Annotated in this window: 8 protein-coding genes and 2 pseudogenes; 4 read left to right on the forward strand and 6 right to left on the reverse strand. The window is 72.1% G+C overall.

Features of this window, described 5'->3' with window-relative positions:
- The first annotated feature begins 91 nt into the window (after window positions 1-91).
- Together QUE47_RS01995 and QUE47_RS02000 are read left to right on the forward strand one after the other, a co-directional pair.
- Entirely contained in the window at window positions 92-1,648 is a 1,557-nt protein-coding gene (locus QUE47_RS01995) for an HNH endonuclease signature motif containing protein (RefSeq protein WP_286218355.1), read from the forward strand.
- 315 nt (window positions 1,649-1,963) lie between these two features.
- The gene (locus QUE47_RS02000; protein WP_286218356.1) at window positions 1,964-2,362 is read left to right on the forward strand and encodes a VOC family protein; all 399 of its coding nucleotides are present in this window, start codon (window positions 1,964-1,966) and stop codon (window positions 2,360-2,362) included.
- 50 nt (window positions 2,363-2,412) lie between these two features.
- Here QUE47_RS02000 and QUE47_RS02005 read toward each other — a convergent pair whose 3' ends face one another.
- The 3 genes and pseudogenes from QUE47_RS02005 to QUE47_RS02015 all read right to left on the reverse strand — a co-directional run bounded on the left by QUE47_RS02005 (window position 2,413) and on the right by QUE47_RS02015 (window position 4,318).
- A complete protein-coding gene (locus QUE47_RS02005; RefSeq protein ID WP_434019747.1) occupies window positions 2,413-2,889 on the reverse strand; it encodes a rhodanese-like domain-containing protein in 477 nt (158 codons plus the stop codon).
- A pseudogene (locus tag QUE47_RS17075) lies at window positions 2,878-3,809 on the reverse strand (ThiF family adenylyltransferase); the annotation flags it as partial. The gene QUE47_RS02005 and the pseudogene QUE47_RS17075, both read right to left, overlap by 12 nt.
- A 2-nt stretch (window positions 3,810-3,811) precedes the next feature.
- Window positions 3,812-4,318, reverse strand: coding sequence for a DUF3817 domain-containing protein (locus tag QUE47_RS02015; protein WP_434019718.1), 507 nt, complete (start codon window positions 4,316-4,318; stop codon window positions 3,812-3,814).
- Window positions 4,319-4,371: 53 nt separating this feature from the next.
- Here QUE47_RS02015 and QUE47_RS02020 point away from each other — a divergent pair, with 53 nt between their 5' ends.
- Window positions 4,372-6,114 carry an ABC transporter ATP-binding protein gene (locus QUE47_RS02020; RefSeq protein WP_350227634.1) on the forward strand — a complete coding sequence of 581 codons (1,743 nt, stop codon included), beginning with the start codon at window positions 4,372-4,374 and terminating at the stop codon, window positions 6,112-6,114.
- Window positions 6,111-7,858: pseudogene (locus tag QUE47_RS02025) on the forward strand (ABC transporter ATP-binding protein). The gene QUE47_RS02020 and the pseudogene QUE47_RS02025 overlap by 4 nt, the downstream one beginning before the upstream one ends.
- A 24-nt stretch (window positions 7,859-7,882) precedes the next feature.
- On the opposite strand, the gene QUE47_RS02030 reads toward QUE47_RS02025, so the two are convergent.
- The 3 genes from QUE47_RS02030 to QUE47_RS02040 are packed head-to-tail and all read right to left on the reverse strand — an operon-like array spanning window position 7,883 to window position 16,727.
- Window positions 7,883-10,528, reverse strand: a complete 2,646-nt coding sequence (locus QUE47_RS02030; protein WP_286218360.1) for a DUF11 domain-containing protein — start codon at window positions 10,526-10,528, stop codon at window positions 7,883-7,885.
- Window positions 10,522-16,227 (reverse strand): hypothetical protein, encoded by a 5,706-nt coding sequence (locus QUE47_RS02035; RefSeq protein ID WP_286218361.1) that lies wholly within the window; start codon window positions 16,225-16,227, stop codon window positions 10,522-10,524. Before QUE47_RS02035 ends, QUE47_RS02030 begins: the two co-directional genes overlap by 7 nt.
- The gene (locus tag QUE47_RS02040) at window positions 16,224-16,727 is read right to left on the reverse strand and encodes a hypothetical protein (RefSeq protein WP_286218362.1); all 504 of its coding nucleotides are present in this window, start codon (window positions 16,725-16,727) and stop codon (window positions 16,224-16,226) included. Before QUE47_RS02040 ends, QUE47_RS02035 begins: the two co-directional genes overlap by 4 nt.
- Window positions 16,728-16,758 lie beyond the last annotated feature (31 nt).

The raw sequence follows: 16,758 nt of genomic DNA on the forward strand, positions 1-16,758 counted from the left end.
CACCGGCCTCGACACCGCCACCGGCTCGTCGACAGGCGCACCCTGGCCCGGCTCCGGCGACGCGCCACCCCATCGCGCACCCGATGCCGGCATGTGCGCCACGTTCGCCTCGTTGGACCCGGCGGCGCTCGACGATGCCGAGGTCATCGAGGCGATCGCCGCCTGGGAGCAGGTTCGCTCCTGGGCCACGGCGCGGCAGGCGATGCTCGTGCGCGAACTCCTCGACCGACGCACCGGGTCGCGCGACATCGAGTTCGTGGACGACGAGATCTCTGCGCGCCTCCGCACGACGAGAGCCGCCGCCTCACGGACGACCGAGCTGGCCACCGGCCTGGGCCAGCACCCCGTGGTGTGCGCAGCTTTGGTGGCGGGTCGCATCGACGAGCGCCGGGCTCGGGTGCTCCTCGACGCGGCTCCGAGTGCGCCACTCCCGGAGCGTCAGGCACTCGTCGCCTCGCTCGTCGAGGCCGCGGAGGAGATGACGGCACCCCGACTCCGCGACGCCGCGCGACGCGCCGAGATCGCACTGGACCCCGACGCCGCCGCGGCCCGACGTCGCGTCGAACGGCGCCGGCGTTCGGTCTCGGTCGTCCCCTGCCCCGACGCGATGAGCCGGCTCACCGCGTACCTTCCGGCCGAGTACGCGCGCCGCGTCTGGGCCTCGATCGACGACGCCGCCCGCGCGCAGGCCGGGGACGACGCCCGATCCATGGACGAGCGCAGAGCCGACGCCCTGGTCGACCTGTGCTCGGGACTCGCTGCATTCGCACCACGAGCGGGGGCCGTAGCTTCGGGCACGGGCACTGGCACCGGCACAGGCACAGGCACAGGCACAGGCACAGGCACAGGCACAGGCACAGGCACAGGCACAGGCACAGGCACAGGCATCGTCGCGCCGGCCGCTGAGGCCACCGCTCGACCCGGCTCGTCGCACAGGCGTGGCGCGAAGCACCTCGTACAGGTCACGGTCGCGGCGTCCACGCTGCTCGGGCTCGACGAGCACCCCGGCGAGCTCAGCGGGTACGGCCCCGTCCCCGCCGACGCCGCACGAGAGATCGCCGCCGACGCCACCTGGCGTCGCCTGCTCACGGACCCAGCCACCGGGATCCTGTCCGACGCCGGCACTACCTCGTACCGGCCGTCGGCAGCACTCCGCAGCGCGGTCGAGGCACGGGACGCGACGTGCGCCTTCCCCGGTTGCCGCGTCCCCGCCTCGCGCTCGGACCTCGATCACATCGTCCCGTTCGCAGGCCTCGGCACCGGCTCCCCTCCCGCGTCAGCACCCGACGCACCCCCGGGCACCGGCCTCCCTCCCGCGTCAGCACCCGATCCGGCGGCATACGGCTCGGTGGCATCCGGCACAGTGGCGGCGGGCGCAACAGGGACGACCTCGGCAGCGATAAGCCAGGCAGGGACGAGCCCGACAGCGACGAGCCCAGGATCGACGAACCCGACCAGGGCCGACAACCTGCACGCCCTGTGCCGCCACCACCATCGCCTCAAGACGCACGGCCGGTGGCGGGTCGAACGCGACCCAACCTCGGGCGAGACGACCTGGACGAGCCCAACGGCCCACACCTACCGACGCGAGCCGCAACGCTTCTCCGCGCCGCAGCTCCCGGACGACCCCGGACCGCCGCCGTACTGAGCGCTCGCACCTCCCCTACCGACACCCGCGGCCGTCGCTCTCGCCCCAGTGCTCCGACGCCTTCACTCTGCTGGTGTCCCGGCACCTGCGGCACGCGCCCTTGTCGTACTTCCCGCTCGTGCCGCGACCTGCGGCACGAGCCCCTGCCGCACTTCCCGCTCGTGCCGCGACCGGCCGCGCGCGCCCCTGGCGCACTCTCCGCCGGCATCCCGAGAGATCCCCGCTCTCCCGCCAGGCCCCGCCGGCCGTCAGGTATCTTGACATCAAGACACTTCGCAACCGACACCGACACCGACACCGACACCGAGGGACCCCATGCACCTCCACCACGTCCAGATCGCTTGTCCGACGGGCGGCGAGGACGTCGCTCGACAGTTCTTCGTGCAGGCGCTGGGCATGACCGAGGTCGAGAAGCCGCCGGCGCTAGCGGCTCGCGGCGGCGTGTGGTTTCGCGCATTCGACACCGCGGGCTCGGTGACCGCAGAGATCCACGTCAGCACGGAGGAACCGTTCACCCCGGCGCGACGGGCGCACCCCGCGCTGGTCCTGGAGAGCCGCGAGGCGCTGGAGACGACCCGGTCCAGGCTCGTCGATCTCGGCTTCGAGGTCGACGACACCGAGAGGCACACCTTCGACGGCTACGAACGTCTCCACTGCCGCGACGGTCACGGGAACCGGGTCGAGCTGCTCGCCGAGGCGCCGTCCGCGCGGTAGCCCGCACCGGAACGTGCGCTCGCGCTCGCGCAGCACGCTCCCGGCTCGGCTCAGTAGGTCCGCTCCCCGGGCGCGTAGCCGCGCACCCAGGCGAGGATCCCGCCGGCGACCGAGCGTGCATCGACACCGACATCACGCGCTGCAGCAGCGACCGTCGCCGACCGCCCGCCGACCTTGCACAGCACCAGCACCGGGCGGTCGCGCGGCAGGTCCGCGAGCGCCGATCGAGCCGCGACACCGCCACCGACGAAGGTTCCGCTCGGCACGAGCCGCGCCCCAGGGATCGCCACGATCTGCGCCTCCCAGTCCTCGCGCACGTCCAGCAGCACGGGTCGCGGCCGATCAGGATCAACAGAGCCGCCCCAGTCCCCCAGCCCGTCGTCGAGCACAGCCGCGAGATCGGCTGCGGTGAACGCTTCAGGCCGCCCGCCGGAACCCGTGCGCGCAGCCGCGCCGCTACCGTCGCCCGACGACGGCAGGCCACAGAACGCCGCGTAGGCGTCCGCACCGCCCAAGAGCTCGGTCACGGGTTCGCGGGTGGGGTCGGGCCGCACCGACAGCTCGCGCCACCCCGCGTCGAGCGCGTCGTGGACGGCGAGCCGCCCGTAGAGGCTTCGCCCGACGCCGGTCACGAGCTTCACGACCTCGGTCGCCATCGCGGCTCCGACGCTCGCGCACATGGTGCCGAACACCCCGCCGCTCGCGCAGTCGGGCACCGACCCGGGCGGCGGCGGCTCCGGGAAGACATCGCGGTAGGTCACCCCCGGCCGTCGGGAAGCACGGCACCGGCGGCCACCTCGCAGCCCGGAGAATCCTCAGCGCCCGCCGAGCCCGCCGGGCCGGCGACCCCCGCGCGATCACCCTCGACCCCCGCACCAGCGAGCCGCGGCGCTCCCCAGAAGACACTGACCTGTCCCTGGAACTGGAAGATCGAGCCCCAGACGACGGGGATCCCGACGACCTCGGCGGCGTCCGAGACCAGGTACCGGGTCGCGAAGTTGTCGGCCCCGTCGAGCACGACGTCGTACCCGCGCATGATCTCGACGGCGTTGGTGGCATCGAGCCGCACCGGGTGCGCGACGACGCGCACCGACGGGTTCACGGACGCGATCGCTTCGCGCGCGGACTCGACCTTGGGCCGTCCGACGTCCGCGACCCCGTGGATCACCTGCCGCTGGAGGTTGCTCTCGTCGACGAGGTCGTCGTCGACGATGCCGAGGGTCCCGACCCCGGCCGCCGCGAGGTAGAGCAGCGTCGGGCTGCCGAGACCTCCGGCGCCGACGACGAGGACCTTGACCGCACCGAGCCGACCCTGCCCCTCGGGGCCGATCCCGGGGAGCACGAGGTGACGCGCGTACCGGGCCGCCTCGTCGGGCCCCAACGGTCCCGAGACTGCCACGAGGGGCGCGAGACGCACGGGAGATCCGACCGACCCGGGAGCGGCCACCGTCAGCCCTGCTCCGTGCCGGTACCGCCCGCAACCCCTGCGTGGCGCTGCTCGAGCGCGTCCAGGCGCGCGCCGACGTCCGCCACCACACGCTTCTCGAGGACGAACGACATGACCGGCACCACCCCGGCGAGCACGAGCGTCACGAGACGGCCGAGGCCCCACCGCATCTTCGACCAGAGATCGACGACGGTGACGAGGTACAGCACGTAGATCCAGCCGTGCGCGAACGGGATCCACTCGATGTACGGCAGGAGCCCGTCCGAGACCCCGAGCCCCTGGACGAGCCCGTACTTGTAGATCATCTCGACGCACAGGATGAGCAGCATCACACCGGTGATCAGGGCCATGACGCGGTACCGGCCGAGCGACCGGCGCGCCTTGCCGATCGCGTCCTGGATCGTCGCGTCACCGACCTGCGCAGCGGCACCGGGCGCGCCCGCGCCCCCTCGACAGGAGCAGACGACGTCGCGGCAGATTCTGGTGTGGTCATCGGCACAAATCCTCACGCTGGCAGCAAAAACGTGGCTCAGGCCCTGAGCCATCCCTCATGCTAGTTCGAGTGCGCACCCTCCCCCTCGCCGATCCCGGCGCTCTGCCGCTGACGAGCCCCGGACGGGCGCTCGGCTGGATCGCGTGGCGACAGCGCGGGCTGCTCGTCCTGGCCATGCTCGCGGGAACGGTGACCATGCTCGCGCAGGCGATGGTCCCGCTGATCATCGGCATCGCCATCGACGAGGGCCTCACCCAGGGATTCGGCGCGGGACTCTGGCGCTGGTGCGGCATCCTGCTGCTGAACGCCGCCGTCATCGTCGTGGCGGGTGCGTTCAGCCACAAGTACGACGTCGAGAGCTGGCTGCGGTGCGCGTTCCGGCTCGCGCAACAGCTCGGCTACAAGTCGTCGCGCTCCGGGCACGCGATCACCAAGACGCTACCGACGGGTGAGGTCGTCGCCGCCGTGGCGAACGACGCCCTCGGCATCGGTGAGGTCTTCGCGATGGCGGGGCGGTTCATCGGCGGGCTCGCCGCGTACCTGGCCGTCGCGGTCATCATGCTGAACCAGTCGGTGACCCTCGGACTCGTCGTCATCCTGGGGATCCCCGCCGTCGCCGCGGTGCTCGCCGTCCTCGTGCGTCCGCTGCAGGCGAGGCAGGCCGCGCAGCGCGAAGCCACGGGCCGGCTCACCGCGCTCGGCTCGGACACGGTCTCCGGGCTGCGCATCCTGCGCGGGATCGGCGGCGAGGACGTCTTCAGCGCCCGGTACGCGGAGCAGTCGCAGAGCGTGCGCCACGCCGGGGTCCGCGTGGCGACCGTCCAGTCGTGGCTCGACGCCCTGCAGGTCCTGCTCCCGGGGATCCTCGTCACCGTGATCCTCTGGGTCGGCGCGCGGGGTGCGATCGCCGGCGACCTGAGCGTCGGTCAGCTCGTCACGTTCTACGGCTACGCGGCGTTCCTCGGCTGGCCGCTGCAGATCGCCACGCAGATGCTCCAGATCGTCACCCGCGCCGTGGTGTCGCTGCGCAAGATCCAGACCGTGCTGCGCGTGCCCGAGGCGACACCCCAGGCCGCCCACCCTCCGGTGGCACCCCCGGAGGGCAGCGAGCTGGTCGACGAGACGACCGGCCTCGTGCTGCGCCCGGGCCGCGTCGTGGGCCTCGTCTCGGCCGACCCTGACGCGTCCGCGGCGCTCGCGGCACGGCTCGGGCGCTTCGACGACGAGGCGGAGGCCGCGACCCCGGTGCGCCTCGGCGGCGTGCTCCTCGCCGACGTCGACAGGGCGCACCTGCGGCACCGGATCGTCGTGTCCGAGGCGTCGAACCACCTGTTCTCCGGTCCGCTCGCCGAGGAGCTCGACCCGCGGGGACGCGCCGTGCGCGACGCCCTGCTCGACGCGATCGCCGTCGCCGACGCCCAGGACGTCCTCGACTCCGTCCCGGGCGGCCTCGACGGCGACATCGCAGAGAAGGGGCGCTCGCTCTCCGGCGGCCAGCGGCAGCGTGTCGCCCTCGCCCGCGCGCTGCTCACCGAACCCGAGATCCTCGTGCTCGTCGAACCCACGAGCGCCGTCGACGCGCACACCGAGGCGCGGATCGCCGAGCGTGTGGCCCGGGCGCGACAGGGCCGCACGACCCTCGTCGTCACGGCGAGCCCGCTCGTCCTCGACCACCTCGACGACGTCGCCCTGCTCGAGGGCGACCGGATCGTCGCGCACGGGACGCACGCCGACCTGCTCCACGGCGACGGTGACGTCGCCGCGAAGTACCGGGCCGTCGTCGGACGATCGATGAGCGAGGAGGTCCGATGAGCGCCGCCCGCCCGACGCTGCCGATCGCGGACCGCACCGAGGTGCGTCGCACCACCGGAGCGCTCTTCATGAAGCACCGGCGCGCCCTCGCCGGCATGGCCGTCCTGCACACCACCTCCGCGGTGGTCGGCCTCGCCGGCCCGTTCCTCCTCGGCCGGCTCGTCGACTCCGTCACCGGAGGGACGACCACCGGCCACGTCGACACCCTCGTGCTCGTCCTGCTCGCCGCGTTCGTCGTGCAGGCGGTCGTCGTGCGGTTCGCCCAGAAGGTCTCGATGGTGTTCGGCGAGCAGGTGTTCGCCGAGCTCCGCGAGGACTTCATGGGGAAGGTGACGCGGCTGCCGCTCTCGGTCGTCGAGACCGCAGGGACGGGCGACCTGCTCGCGCGCACCACCAACGACATCAACAAGCTGCAGCACGCGATCAGGTTCGGCGTCCCCCAGGTCCTGGTGTGCGTCATCACCATCGTGCTCACGATCGCCGCGGCGGTCGTCGTCGCCCCGTTCGTCGCCCTCGGCCTGCTCGTCGGAGTCCCGATCGCGGTCGTCGCGACGCGTCGCTACCTCGCCCGGGCGACAGCGGGGTACCTGCGCGAGTCCGCGGCGTACGCGACCCTCAACGGGACGATCACCGAGGCCGTCGAGGAGCCCGGACCACCGACGCCCTGCACCTGGGTCGGCGCGTCCGCCGCCGCGTGGACCGCGACCTCGGCGAGGCGTTCGCCGCCGAACGGTTCACGCTGGGGCTGCGCCTGCGGCTCATCCCCGCTCTCGACGCGGCGATCGTCGTCGCGCCCGTCGCGATCCTGCTCTGGGGCGGGTGGCTGATCTCGCAGGGCCACGCGACGCTCGGGACGGTCACGACGATCGTGGCCTTCAGCGTCCAGCTCGGCGAGCCCCTGTTCAACCTCGTGTTCTGGCTCGACGAGCTGCAGGTCGCGGGCGTCTCCCTCGCGCGCGTCGTCGGCGTCGGGCTCGTCCCGCCGGACCGCACGGCGGGGACCGCAGCACCGACGGACGACCACGTCGAGGTGCGCGACGTGCGCTACGCGTACCGCGAGGGGCGCGACGTCCTGCACGGCATCGACCTGGATCTCCGCGTCGGTGAACGGCTCGCCGTCGTGGGTCCGTCCGGCGCCGGGAAGTCGACGCTCGGGCGCATGCTCGCCGGGATCCACCCGCCCACCGGAGGGTCGGTGACCGTCGGTAGCGTGCCGCTGGTCGAGCTGCCCGTCGACGACCTGCGGCAACGCGTCGCCCTGGTCACGCAGGAGCACCACGTGTTCGTGGGGACGCTCGCCCAGAACCTGCGCCTCGCCGACACCTCGGCGTCCGACGAGCGGCTCGCCGAGGCGCTCGACGCCGTCGACGCCCTCGGGTGGGCACGCGCGCTGCCCGACGGGCTCGAGACCGGCGTCGGCTCGGGCGGGCACGTGCTCACGCCCGCCCAGGCGCAGCAGGTCGCGCTGGCCCGCCTCGTGCTGCTCGACCCCCACACCCTCGTGCTGGACGAGGCGACGTCGCTGCTCGACCCGCGCGCCGCGCGCCACCTCGAGGGATCGCTCGACGCCGTGCTCACCGGCCGCACGGTCATCGCGATCGCGCACCGACTCCACACGGCCCACGACGCCGACCGGGTCGCCGTGGTCGACGCCGGCCGGATCACCGAGATCGGGCCGCACGACGACCTTGTCGCCGCCGGGGGCGAGTACGCGCGGCTCTGGGAGTCCTGGCAGCAGGAGTAGGCGCCGGAGCCCCTCCGGACGAGATCAGGCCCGTCGCCGCGCCCGCAGGCCGCCCACGACGACGACCCCGCCCAGCAGCACCAGCGCCAGCGCCCACGGGACGAGCGCGAGCGCCTGGCTGCCGGTCATCGGCAGCGAGCCCGAACCGGAGCCGTCCGCGTCCGGTGCCGGAGCGGGGTCCGGTGGCGCGGTGACCGTGTCCTGGGCGGTGACGGGCTCCCCGCCCGGCCCGCCGCCGGTCGCCGTGGCGACGTTGACGACCTCGACGTCCGGGTCCGCGGTGATCGCGGTGACCACCGTGATCGGCGGCGCGGCGGCACCCACCGCGAGCGTCCCCGAGTACGTGCACTCGACGGCGTCGCCCTGGTCGCCGGCCTGGTCGCCGCACGCCCAGCCGGTGCCGGAGGCGTCGACGAGCTCGAGCCCGTCCGGCAGGTCGTCGGTGACCACGACGGGCTCCACCGTCTCGTTCGGTCCCTCGTTCGTCACCTCGATGCTCCACGTCGCCTGCCGGTCGACGGTGCCGTCGGGCAGGTCGCCCTGGTCGGTGAGCGTCTTGTCGATCGCCAGCTGGACCTTCGGCGTGACCGGCGCGACGTCCGTCGCGACGTCGTCGTCCGTGGTCGTCTGGGCGGACGGCGTACTCAGCTCGGCGGTGTTCGTCACCTCGGGGTAGGCGCCGGGCAGGACGTCGACGGCGACGCTCACCTCGAACGAGTCCCCGATGCCGAGGGCGCTCGTGCGCAGGCAGGTCACCGTCTGACCGCTGATCGTGCAGTCGGAGCCGTCCGACGTCGCCGAGATCGGTGCCAGCGCGTCGGGCAGCGTGTCCGTGACGGAGATCGGCCCCGGGTCGGGTGTCGGCCCCTCGTTCGTGACCGTCAGCGTGTACGTGCCCTCCTCGCCCACGGCCAGGTCCCCCTCGTGGGACTTGCCCATGACGAGGTTCACCAGGGCCGGGACGGTCGCGGTGTCGGTCGCCTCGTCGTTGGTCGTGTCGGTCTGGTCGGTGGGAGTGGAGACGATCGCGGTGTTCGTCACCTGCGGGTACGCGCCCGGCAGGACGTTCGCGGTCACGAGCAGCACGTCCTCCTCGCCCACCGCGAGGCCGTCCGTGTCGGTGCACACGAGCTCCGCGCCGGAGACCGCGCAGTCGGTCGAGGGGTCGATCGAGCCCGACGACGACGTCACGTCGACGTACTCGAGCCCCGGGGGCAGAGAGTCGAGGATCTCCACCGGACCGGGGTCCGGCGTGGGGCCGTCGTTGCGCACGGTCACGGTGTACGTGACCTGGCCACCGACCACGAGATCGCCCGTGTGCGACTTCGTGATCTCCAGGTCGACGAGCTCGGGGACGTCGACGACGTCCGTCGCCGTGTTGTCGTCGAGCGCGGTCTCCGGCGTGGTCGTCGCGACGGTCGCCACGTTCTCGACCTGCGGGTACGCCGCGACCTCGACCATCGCGGTGATCGTGATCGGTGCGGCGTCCGCACCCGGCAGCAGCGGGTCGTCGAGGTCGCACGTCACGTCCTGGCCGGCGATCGCGCACGTCCACCCGCTGCCGGTCGCCGCGGTGGGGACGAGCCCGGCCGGGAGCGGGTCGTCCATCGTGACGTCCGTCGCGGTCGACGGGCCGGCGTTGGAGACCTCGACCGTGAAGTCGAAGGCCTCGCCGATGATCACGTCGTCTGCCGCGTGCGTCTTCGTGATCGCGAGGTCCGCGAGGGCGACGACGTCCACGTCCGCGTCGTCCGAGTTCGGCAGGGTGCCGGTCTCGGTCGTGCTCGTCTCGACGAAGGCCGTGTTCGTCAGGGTCGTGCCGTCGGGGACGCCGGCGAGCACGTCGACGTCGACGACGAGCTCGGCCGCGTCACCGGGGTCGAGCGGGGCGTCGAGGGTGCAGATCACCGTCGGGGTGATGATCGGGCAGGACCAGCCGGTGCCGGCGGCCGCGGTGGCGACCAGGCCGGTGGGGAGGGCGTCCCGGACCGTCACGGCGTCGGCGGTCGAGGGGCCGGCGTTCGTCACCTGGATCGTGAACTGCGTGGTCCCGCCCGCCGTGGCCGGGTCGTCGCCGGTCGTCGTCTTGACGATGCCCAGGTCGACCTGGTCGACGATCAGGACGTCGTCGCGGTCGTCGTTGTTCGTGAGGTCGGGGTCGTTGGTGGTCCCCCGGACCGACGCGATGTTGGTCAGGGTCGCGGGGCCGGCGTCCGGCGCGATCGTGGCGACCACCGTGATCGACGGCGCGTCGGCACCGGCGGCGAGCACGGTCGCCCGGACGCACGAGACCACGGGCGGTGTGTCGGACGAGACCGAGCAGGTCCACTCGGGACCACCGTCGGCCGTGGCGCTGACGACGCCCGCCGGGAGCGGGTCGCTCACGGTGATGGGGCCCTGGGAGTCAGACGGTCCGTCGTTGCTGACGTCCAGCGTCCACTCGACCGTCTCGCCGGCGGTGAACGTCGCGTCCGGGTCGTGGGACTTGTCGAGCACGAGGTCCGCCGACGTGTCGAACACCGACTCGTCGGTCGCCACGTTGTTCGTCAGGTCCGGGTCGGTCGTCGTCGTCGTGACCCTCGCCTCGTTGACGATGAGATCGACCTGGTCCTGCGTGATCGACGCGGGGACGGCGACGGTGATGTCGACGGTCGCGAAGTCGCCTACCACCAGGTCGCCCGCGAGGTCGCAGGTGAAGCTGGTCGCGTCCGTGGACGGGGTGCAGCTCCAGGCTCCTCGACGTCGAGCGCGCTCACGAACGTCAGGCCGGCAGGCAGGTCGTCGGTGATCGAGACCCCGGCCGCGTCCGACGGACCGTCGTTGTCGACCCGCAGCTCGTACGTCGCATCCTCGCCGGCGACGAGATCGACGGTGGCCCGCTTGTCGATCCGCACGTCGGCGACGGTCGTGACGGTGTCGGTCGTGGAGTCGGTGTCGTTGTCCGGGTTCGGGTCGGTGGTCGAGCCCGTCACCGTGGCGGTGTTCGTCAGGTCGCCGACCGTCCCTGACGGCACCGACACCGTGATCGCCAGCTGCTCGGCCGGAGCACCCGCCGGGAGGTCCGCGGAGTACTCGCAGCGCACGACGCCCGCGCCCTGGTCGGCGCACGCCCAGTCGGTACCGACCCCCGAGACGAAGGTCGTACCCGCGGGGAGCGTGTCCTCCACCCGGATGGGCGCCAGCGAGTCCGACGGACCGAGGTTCGTCACGTCGAGCGTGTACGTCGCGTCGGTACCCGCGACGAGCGTCCCCGTCAGGTTCTTGTCGATCGCCAGGTCGGCCAAGGTCGTCACCGACACCGAGTCGGTGTCGGTGTTGTCCGCGGGGACGAGCTCGTATGTCGGGCTCGAGACGGTCGCCGAGTTCTCGAGCGTGGTCCCCTCGGCGGCGTCCGCCGGGATGGCGACGGTGACGGTGATCGGCGGCAGCGACGCCCCCGGCGCGAGCGTGTCGGCAGCGTTGCTCCGAGCACAGTGGACGGCACCCGCGTTCTCCGTGCACGTCCACCCCGACCCGGTCGCCCCGACGAACGAGACGCCTGCGGGAAGGGTGTCGCTCACCTCGATCGGCGCCGCCGCCGTGTCCGTCGCGCTCTGGTTGGAGACGTCGATCGTCCAGTCCAGGGTCTGACCCGCCACGACAGGAGCCGTCGGATCATGTGACTTCTCGAGCAGGAGGTCGACCGCGTCGATGTACGTCGTCGCCGTCGCGCGATCGCCACCATACGGGCCGTTCGCGCTCCCGGTCTCCGCGGTCTGGTCGAAGGCGATCGCCCGCGCACTGTTGACCTGCGGGACGGCATGACCGACGCCGGGCGTCGTCACCACGTCGGCGTCGGGCTGCGCCTGGAACGTGACCGTCGCTGACTCGTTCGGCGCCAGCTGTCCCAGCGCCGCCCAGGTGGCGGTCGTCGGGTCGCCGGCGGGCAGCAGGACGGGTTCTCGAGCCTCGGACCCGAGGTCCGGGGAGGTGACCGTCGCGGACCCGGGCACGTACGACCAGGACTCAGGGAGGGTGTCGACGGCGGTGACGCCGTACGCCGTGCCGGTCCCGGTGTTCGTGAGCGTGATGGTCCAGGTGTACGGGTCGCCGATGTAGGCGGTGGGGCCGTCGGTCGCCTCCTTCACCGCGGTGATGAGCGGCAGGTCGGGGGTCACCGTCGCGTCGGAGTCGTTGCCCGCGTAGGTGCGGCCACCCGACGGCAGGCCCTCGTAGGAGTCCAGGCTCGCCGTGTTCGTCAGCGGGTCACCGGTGATCGTCGGGCTCTCCGCCAGCGTGGCGTCGTAGCTCAGGGCGAAGCTCGCCCCGGGATCGAGCGGTCCGGGCAGGTCGGCGGGCAGCCAGGTGATCGTCCGCGTCGTCGGGTCGTACGACCCGCCGTTCGAGATCGATGTGGGGAAGACCTCGACGCCGACAGGTACGACGTCGGACACCGTGGCGTTGTAGGCCGGGCTCACGAGGTCCCCCGTCGCGTTGGCGACATCGAGCGTGTACGTGAAGCGGTCGCCCGGCTCGGGGGTCTGGTCCGACACGGACTTGTCGATCGTCACGGACGGCTCGAGCACGGTCACCGTCGCGGTCCGGGTGATGCCGGTGTTGGTCCAGGCATAGCTCGGGTCGGGCGGATCGGTCGCGAGGTCCACGTTGTCCCAGCGCGCCACGGCCTGGTTGACGATCGTGGCACCGGCGACGTTCGAGCCGATGTCGGCGACCACACCCGAGTAGCGGATCGTGAGCACGCGGGTCGTGGGGGCGGCCGTCACGTCACCGACGTACATGCCCAGCAGCGTCGAACCGTCAGGTCCGCCGGTCGGCGGCAGGAGAGTGGCACCGCAGTCGGTCACACCGCTGAAGCCGACGCAGGTGACACTCTGGAGCTCCAGAGAGCCGGCATCGATCCCCGCGGGCACCTGGTCGGTGATGGCCGCCTGGTAGAAGTTGGTGTCCGACGGCACCGTCGCGACCACGGTGTAGGTCACCGTCTCGCCGATCGTCGCGCGCTCCGGCGTGACGAACTTTGCGGTGCCCGCCCCCGGCACCAGCACGGTCGCGCTGTCCTGGGCCGAGTACTGCCGCTCGTTCGGGTCACCCGGTGTGCTCGGCGTGTCGCCCGGCCCGTCCGCGGTCCCGTCGTCGAGGGAGCTTCCGGTCAGCGTGACCGTGTTGGTGTACTCGTCACCACCGACGGCCGAGGTGTCGACGGTCGCCGTATAGGTGCGCGTCACCGCGTTGCCGCCACCCGCGAGGACCTCGTCGAGCGCGAACGCGATGCGCTCCTCGTCGGGGGCGCACCCGTCCGCCCCGAGGTCGGGGCCGAGCGTCGTGCCGCTGCCGGGACCGAACGCGTCGAACGTGAGCCCCGCCGGGATGCAGTCGACGAGCCAGGCGTCGTGCAGCGGTGGGCGGTTGTTCGTGTTCGACGCGGTCAGCGTGTACTCGACGGTGTCGCCGCCTCGCACGACCGTGGGGTCCGCGACCTTGGCGACGGCGGGTGCGGGCTGACGGACCTGCACCTGGTAGGACGCCGGCGGTGTCACCACGGGCGCGCCGCCGACCTCGTCGAACGACCTGAAGGTGGCGGTATTCGTCAGTGTCGGCTGACCGCCCACCGTGCTCTTCACCCGCGTCGTGAGGGTGACCTCGAAGCGCTGCGTGAGGTCGGTGCTGTTGGTGTAGGTCTCCGGGAACGTCAGCGTCCCGTCCGCGTCCACGGAGAAGCCTGCCGGGAGCGTGTCCCGGACGGGGTTGGTCGGGTCGGCGATGAAGGCGCCGGAGGGCGCGGGGGCGACGATCTCGAGCTGGTTCGGGATCGGGTCCGTGAGCGTCGCCTGGAAGACCGACGTCTGCGCGGGGATGTCGACGGCGTACGAATAGGTCACGAGCTCGCCCGGGACCGCCTGGCTCGGCGTGTTGTTCCCCGACTCGGTGATCGAGGTCGTCCCGCTCTTGGAGACCACCGCGCCGGGCGTGAAGACGTTCGAGTCGTCGGTCGCCGCCGGCGCATTCTCCTGGGCCGCGGCCACCGTGTCGTCGATGTTGTCGGCCGGGTAGTAGGTCGCTCCGACGTTCGTCTCGTTCGTGAAGGCCTCGTAGCTGCGCACCGCAGCCGTGTTGGTCAGAGTGACACCCGCGCTCGTCGGGGTCGGGATCGTCATCGTGTAGTTGAGCGTCCGGGTCTGCCCGAACTCCACCTGCCACCGGTCGACGTCGGCAGGGTCGACCGGGAACTGCCAGCGCACCGCGGAACGCACCCCGGACAGCGTGAACGGAGGTTGACCGGCATCGCCCGGGTCCGTGCACGTCCCGTAGACCGGGCCGGTCCCGGTGTCGTCGATGAAGTTCGTGATGCCGCCGATCTGCGTGCAGCGGATCCCCTGCGGCAGGACGTCCCAGACGTCGAGGTCTCGCACGGAGAAGTCGTTGCCGGTCGCGGTGGAACCGTTGTTCGTCACGTCGACCCGGAAGACGACGTGCGAACCCTCCTCGACCTCGATCCCGTCCACGTCCGGGTCGGCCGTCGAGAACGCGGGGACGTCGACGGACTGGACGCCCTTGGTCACGAGGACGTCGGCGGCCGGTGCGAGCTCGAACGGGACGGAGTCCCGGTACGAACGTGCCGCTCCCCCGTTGCTCTCGATCCGCATCTTCACGAGGTTCCCGCGGACCTCGGGCTCGGTGCCGTCCGCCGGCGCCACGACGCGAGCCGCGACGACCGACTCGAAGACCGCTCCCTTGGGCACGTACCGGATGCCGTTGGTCAGGTCGCCGAGGAGCCAGACCGGCACCGCGCCGGCGACGGCCTCGGTCTCGTTGAAGTCCACGGTGGCGACCGTGTTCACGGGAGTCGTGATCGCGGACCCCGCCTCGTACTCGGTGCCCACGGGCAGGTAGTCACCGACGACAGGGTTGCGGGTCGACGTCTCCGCCGAGAAGTCAGCGCGCACGATGAAGCACACCCGGTCGCCGAGGCGGTAGAGGAGATCCTCGGCGTCCACCCCGGGGTCGTCGGCCTCCACGTAGAGCGAGGCGTCGGTGGGGCACGGGTCGCCCGCGTCGAGGCGTCCGCGCGGCAGGATCTTCTTGTCGAGGGACGGACCGGTCGACGTCTGGGTCGCGTCGGAGATGTCGTTGACGGTCGTCGACTGGTCGGGGATGCCGGGGATCGGGATGGTCGTCGCCGACGCGGCGACGCGGTTGGTGAACTCGTCGCCGCTCGCCGTCTTCAGGCCCGTGTCCGGCCCACCCTCGTACTCGTCGAGCATGCGCCCGTAGTAGGTGACGACCGCCGTCTGCTCGTCGGCGAGCTGGGCGATCTCCCCGAAGTAGACGGCGTAGCCACCGTTCGGGAGGACTTCGACCCGCTGGTACGGCAGGGGCTCGTCGGGGCCACCGGCCACCGAGATCGTCGGCGCGTACGCGGCGTCCGGGTCGCAGGTGGCACCGCTGGGTGAGTAGTTGGTCTGGTCGTCGAGCGGGCAGACGCCGTCGGGGATCGTGTCGATCAGCTTCACACCACCCTGAGCCGCGTACTCGCTCGCATCGACGGTGATGGTGTAGGTCGCGACGTCCCCCGCCGAGAACTCGGTCGGGTCGACGTCCTTGCGGATCCGGAGGTCCTCGATCGAGCGGGAGACGGAGTCCTCGTTCTCCACGGTCGTCGGCGTCCCCGGCTCGACATCCCCCGTGTAGTCGCCGGAGACCCGCGCGACGTTGGTCACCGAGCTCTCCGAGGACTGCTCCTGGGTCGCGGCCCCGGTGTTGTTGTCGAGGTTCGCGCCCTGGAGGCCGGACGCCGCATCGGGTGCCGGGTCGGGGAACGCGACGTTCGCCTGCAGGCCGATGCCTGCCGCGTACGGCAACGAGACGTCGGCTCCGGCCGGCAGGTCCCCGAGATCCCAGGTGAGCTTGGTGTAGACCCCGGCCGGATACGTCGTCCCGCCGTCGGGTGCCGGATCCGTCACGGTCTCGACCGAGTCCGGGGCCACGCAGTCGGCGACGACCGGCGTCGCGTCCAACCCACCGGAACCGGGATACTCCTCGGTCACCGTCTGGGAGTTGTCGACACCGCCACACCCGAGGAACTCCAGTTCCGCCGGCAGGTAGTCCGTGACGACGACGCCGTCGACGCCCGCCTGATCCGTCGTGCGGATCCGCAGCGTGTACACGGTGCTGAACCCGTCGTGCAGCCCGCGCATCAGCTCGCCCTCGGGGCTGGGCTCGGACTTGTCGACCTCGATGGCGGTGAGCGTCGTCGTGCTGTCGTCGGAGTCCGAGTCGACGGACCCCGAGGCGATCGGGACGCCGTCCGCGTCGAAGGTCGGCACCACCCGCGCATCGGGGCTCGCGTAGGACTCGCCCGTGTTCGTCACGCTGGAGCCGACGACGTACTCCGTGCCCCCGGGGTCGCCGCCGTGTCGCTCAGGGTCACCTGGAAGCTGATCGTGGTGGAGTCGCCCGGCTGCAGGTCCGCGACGTTCTTCCAGATCAGAGTCTGCTGGTCGACGAACTCGCCCGAGCCGGGCGGGTCCTCGACGCTGTTGGTCACGATCGTCGGCTCGCCCGCACCCGCAGGGGACGACGAGCCCGGGACATAGGTCACGCCAACGGGCAGCTCGTCGCGGAACGAGAGGTTGAACTCGGGCTGATCGCCCGGGTTCGTGGCCGTGAGCGTGAACGTCACCGGCTCACCGGCGAGCACGGAGCTCGGGGACGACTTGGTGAGGGAGAGCTCGGCGTCGGCGCTCGCCGGCTGCGCGCCGGCGAGCATCAGCGCGACACCGCCGACCAGGGCAGCCAGGCTCCACCGGCGCGAACGGGCACGGCTCGTCGGACCGGGAGTACCGCCGGCACGGCGGTGACGTGGCTGCACTCCGCGACGGTATGCGAGATGCGTCACAACC

Origin of the sequence: Paraoerskovia sediminicola (genome assembly GCF_030296575.1) — a bacterium.
Lineage (GTDB): Bacteria > Actinomycetota > Actinomycetes > Actinomycetales > Cellulomonadaceae > Paraoerskovia > Paraoerskovia sediminicola.